Origin of the sequence: Mycobacterium sp. (assembly GCF_052144515.1) — a bacterium.
Taxonomy (GTDB): domain Bacteria; phylum Actinomycetota; class Actinomycetes; order Mycobacteriales; family Mycobacteriaceae; genus Mycobacterium.
This window is the reverse complement of the sequence record NZ_JBKQQD010000002.1, coordinates 1-4,401: the sequence shown is the minus strand read 5'-3', so window position 1 is coordinate 4,401 and position 4,401 is coordinate 1. Positions and strand designations below refer to the sequence as shown.

The 4,401-nt window shown below is 60.7% G+C and carries 6 protein-coding genes; 5 read left to right on the top strand and 1 reads right to left on the bottom strand.

Annotated features, from left to right (window positions below; all coding sequences use genetic code 11):
* The first annotated feature begins 264 nt into the window (after window positions 1–264).
* The 5 genes from ACLP9N_RS00055 (at window position 265) to ACLP9N_RS00035 (ending at window position 3,746) form a co-directional block, all read left to right on the top strand.
* Window positions 265–1,464 (top strand): IS110 family transposase, encoded by a 1,200-nt coding sequence (locus ACLP9N_RS00055; protein ID WP_442405486.1) that lies wholly within the window; start codon window positions 265–267, stop codon window positions 1,462–1,464.
* A gap of 381 nt (window positions 1,465–1,845) precedes the next feature.
* The gene (locus ACLP9N_RS00050) at window positions 1,846–2,430 is read left to right on the top strand and encodes a hypothetical protein (protein ID WP_442405485.1); all 585 of its coding nucleotides are present in this window, start codon (window positions 1,846–1,848) and stop codon (window positions 2,428–2,430) included.
* The gene (locus ACLP9N_RS00045; protein ID WP_442405484.1) at window positions 2,417–2,932 is read left to right on the top strand and encodes a hypothetical protein; all 516 of its coding nucleotides are present in this window, start codon (window positions 2,417–2,419) and stop codon (window positions 2,930–2,932) included. The genes ACLP9N_RS00050 and ACLP9N_RS00045 overlap by 14 nt, the downstream gene beginning before the upstream one ends.
* 80 nt (window positions 2,933–3,012) lie before the next feature.
* Complete coding sequence (locus ACLP9N_RS00040) at window positions 3,013–3,456, top strand: hypothetical protein (protein WP_442405483.1); 444 nt, start codon at window positions 3,013–3,015, stop codon at window positions 3,454–3,456.
* Between the two features lie 17 nt (window positions 3,457–3,473).
* On the top strand, window positions 3,474–3,746 hold the full coding sequence (locus tag ACLP9N_RS00035; protein ID WP_442405482.1) for a hypothetical protein: 273 nt from the start codon (window positions 3,474–3,476) through the stop codon (window positions 3,744–3,746).
* A 285-nt stretch (window positions 3,747–4,031) separates the two neighbouring features.
* On the opposite strand, the gene ACLP9N_RS00030 is transcribed toward ACLP9N_RS00035, so the two are convergent.
* On the bottom strand, window positions 4,032–4,401 hold a 370-nt coding region (locus ACLP9N_RS00030; RefSeq protein ID WP_442405481.1), incomplete at its 5' end, for a hypothetical protein.

The following is a 4,401-nucleotide window of genomic DNA, read 5'->3' as shown; positions in this document are numbered from 1 at the left end:
TTGTCACATTGATGACGTTCAAGCGGATGTGTTGATGATGGTCTTGCCAGTCGGCTGCCGGTGGTGACTCCCGTTGTCACTGACACCCCGTGGGTTGTCTTTCAGTTGATCTGTCCCACCGGTGGCGGGCTGGCACCGAAGAGGCCCGGCAGGGCGGACATGACTTAATCAGGAGCCTGGCAGTTCCTCATCAATGTGTTGTCTGCACGCCCCACCGGGTGACCCATCCGCTAGCGATCACCAACGAGAAGGGACACCACCATCGTGACAGCATTACGGCGCGTCGTCATCGGCGCCGACACCCATCTGGACACTAACCATCTGGCTGTCCTCACGGACGCCGGGAAACCCTTGGCAGACGCCGAATTCCCGACGTGCCCAGCCGGCTACGACGTCGCAGTGAAGTGGGCCCAAAGCTTCGGCACCATCGTGATCGCCGGGGTGGAAGGTACTTCGAGCTACGGCGCGGGTCTGACCCGGGTCCTGCAGGCTGTGGGGATCGAGGTGGCCGAGGTCAGCCGCCCCGATCGGGCCGCACGCCGCCGCCAGGGCAAATCCGACCCGTTGGACGCCTACGCCGCTGCCCGCGCCGCACTGGCCGGCCATGGCCTGGCCGTGCCCAAAGACGAACACACCACCGCCCTGCGAGCGCTGCTGACCGCACGCCGCAGCGCGGTCAAGGCCCGCACTGCCGCGACCAACCAAATCCACGCCCTGCTGGTGACCGCGCCCGCCGAGCTGCGCGAGCGCTACCGCCGCCACAGCCCCACGGCACTGGTCAAAGCATTGGCTCGATGCCGGCCCGCCGCCCACAGCGATTCCATCACCGTCGCGGTGCTGACGGCCGCCAAGGCGCTGGCCCAGCGCGTCGAATTCCTCGAGCAGCAAGACCGCGACCTCACCGCACACCTGGATGCCCTTGTCCAGCAGATTAATCCCGCGCTACGCGCCGCCTACGGCGTCGGTCCTGACACCGCCGCCCAGTTGCTCGTCACCGCCGGCACCAACCCGCACCGGCTACGCAACGAGGCCTCCTTCGCCGCTCTGTGCGGGGCGGCTCCCGTCCCGGCATCCTCGGGCAAAATCACCCGCCACCGACTTTCCCGCGGCGGGGACCGCGCCGCTAACAGCGCGCTTCACCGCATTGCGCTGGTCCGCATGTCCAGCCACCCCCAAACTCGCGACTACGTGAAGCGCCAAGGCACCAAGAACCGCACCAAGAAAGAGATTCTGCGACTCCTCAAACGAGCCATGGCCCGCGAAGTCTTTCGACTGCTCACCCGGCCCGGCCCGATCGATGACTACAGCGACCTACGACCGGCCCGGCAAGCCAAAAACATCACCCTCGCCACCGTCGCCAACCATTTCGGCGTCCCGGTAATCACCGTCTCGCGGCTCGAACGCGGACACCAACGCAACGACACCCTGGCCAACAACTACCGCCACTGGCTCACCGCCGCTTGACCTTTTAACACGAATAGGAGCATCGAGTCGAGTGAGATGTAAAAGGACAGATTGGGACCACCATGGACGGTCTGCCCATGTCAGAGCCTGTCGCTGCGACAGCAGGCGACACGTCGGGATACCACCACGCGGACTGGAAATCCGTCGGCTAACGCCTGCACAGGTTCGAATCCGTACCTGCCACCAGCATCACGGCAGGTCAGAGCCACAAAACCAGCCCTGATAGGGCCGGTGTGCAGCGAACGTACGATCCCGGTCAGCGAATTCTGGCCGGATGGGTTCGCTGGCGGCAGCCAGCCGAAACGGGCGTAGCGCACGGTGCCGACACACGCGGCCTCTGCTCCGCATGGGTGACGGGTGTCATCTCTAGACTGGCGTTCCGTGGAGAAACCTCGCCGCCTGGTCAACCAAGTCAGCGAGTGGTGGCGCTACCTGAGCGTAAGGCAGACTGCCGGTTACATCTGCGCTCTCGCCGGTATCGTTCTGACGATTTTCACCGCTGTCACGAAGGGGCCTAATCAACTTCTGATTGCGGTGATAGCGGTTTTCGCACAGGGTATCGCGGCTTTTTTATTTTCGGGGCACGGTAAGGCACATCCGGCCTATGCGAAGCGGGCCGTTGAAAGATTACTAGATCTCTCCGCACGCGTGATCAATGCCGAACAGATGGCTTCTACTAGCTTCGAAAGTAAGACGATGAAACCGACTCAACTCCGCGACAATATGGGCGTATTGAGCGTTGAATTAAGTTGGACAGCCGAAGGAATACGCAACGCCGTAGCCGATTGGGTTGCTTTCAATGAGCCGCTGGTGCAATTGGTCGATAAAAAGCAACAAGGCGAAATACTAGAAGAAGCGAAAGAGGCTACGGCAGCGATCTTGTCGAGAAGCGAGTTACAGCAAGAAAGCAGCGGCGAGCTTAGTCAAGCTGTCGAAACAGGAGACGAGATCAATGACCGAACATAATTTACCGGAAGACGTAGAGGCCGGGATGGTCGAAGACGACGAGGTCATCAGGGGCAAGGTTGTGGACTTCGTCAATAACCGCGAAATTATCATGAATGTCGGTAAGGCCAACGGCGTCAAGATTGGTATGCAGTTTGTAGTGTTGGTGCCGGGGGGTGTGCCGGTCGAATTTGGCGAAGGTGACGAAAAGTTTGTAGAGAACGTGGAAGTTCCGAAAGCGGTTGTCAAGGTAGTCCGGTTCAGTGGCGAGCGGTTATCGATTGGCCGCACGTTCATGACAATCAAAGGCCGTCCTGCCTATGAAATCCGCAACCCGATGTACCCTGGCTCTTCACTTGCCAGCCTCGGGGAAGCCATACGTCAAATTCCAGCCGTACCTGATCGAATCGAAACTTTCGACGTTGACCGCAAAGACACAATTCGTGCCGATGTTGACTTGGAAGTTCGCAAAGGCGATGAAGTACGTCTAACGACCGGCGACGAATTCATTTTCCCCGGCTAGCCGTGGCGGTCTGGTCGGCAGGAACCCATAACGCGGCGGTCGGCCTGGGCTTCATCGCAGACGCGACTTAGCGTTGACGTATGAGCACACCGGCTCCGCGACCCACCACAGCCCGCTTGCTACAGGTCGGGGACATCATCAGCGTCTCGGCACCTGACGGCACGATGCATGTGGTCACCATTACCGCCCTGGACGACGACGAGCCGAATCGGCGCATTCTGATCACGGTGCGCGACGACGCTACGGGCCCGGTGGGTGATATCAACGCCGCGCCGGGTGACAAGTTCAATCGGCTGGCGCAACCCGACAATGTGCGCGAAACGGTGATCGTTGAGGCGACCGATTACTGGAAATGGATCGGCACACACGTCAATCACCCGAACACCGGCCAGCGGGTCATGGTGATGGACGTGCGACCCGCTCAGCATCCCGAGGATGGCCGCGAAATCGTCGCGATTGTCGTCTCAAACGGGCCGCTGGTTTTCTCGGAACGCACCGGACACTTTGTGTTTGAGGACAACTAGCTGAAAGGACAAGCACCGTGACCGAACCCGATCCATGGAAAGCCGAACCGCTCGGCGAAGACCGATACGAGTTCACCAACATTTCGGGCCGCAAGCTCGCAGCGATCGCGGTTGACCCGTTCCCAGGCGGGGAGGTTGAAATCGAAGACAACGCCGGGAATATTCCGCGCACCGTTCGCAACCGCGAACCCGGTGAGAGCTTCATCGCCAAGGTGCGCGGCTCGGTGCGGATCATGGCAACGGACCCAGCGACATATGAGCACGTGCCTTGGAAGTTCGATGCGCCCTAGCCCGGTCGGTTGCGCATCACTGGGCGCACCAGCCCGTAACGCGAATCTCGCGGCGGTCTGCGCGGTGCCCACACCCACCACAACGCCAACACGGGTCATCCCCTTCGGCGAGCGGCGCGCTTGGCCTTGATTCGGGCCTGAAGCGCCGCGACAGCTTTCGTGGGCTTGGCCGGTGTCCGCTGGCTTAACCGGTTCGTTCTGTTTCGGTGTGCGACGTCATACTCTGCACCCTGTGCTGTCATCAATCATGTCCGACCCGGCCGTGAGCATTTTTAGATATGGCAATCAATTGCGACGCCAGATAACCGCGTGGCCGCCATGGTCTGCCTGCGCAGTCCCCACAATCTGGCCAGCCGAGTTGATGGCTTTCGGAAACGTGTCATGGCCGATGGCGTACGGCAACATGATTTCTTGCCCGGTCGCCAATCGTATCCACGGTCGACACATTCCTTCTTGCTTGACAAACCCGACGACATCGCCTGCGTCATTGATATCGGCCGGGGACCAATTCTCGGCCGTCCCCAGTGGTTCCCATGCGCCACCAGGGCGACAAATGACAGCCTTCGACATATCACGTGCATAACCCAGAACCACACCATCGTTCGCCAGGGCGACGGGCATAACGAAGTCGTTGACGCCTCCTACCCACGCCCAA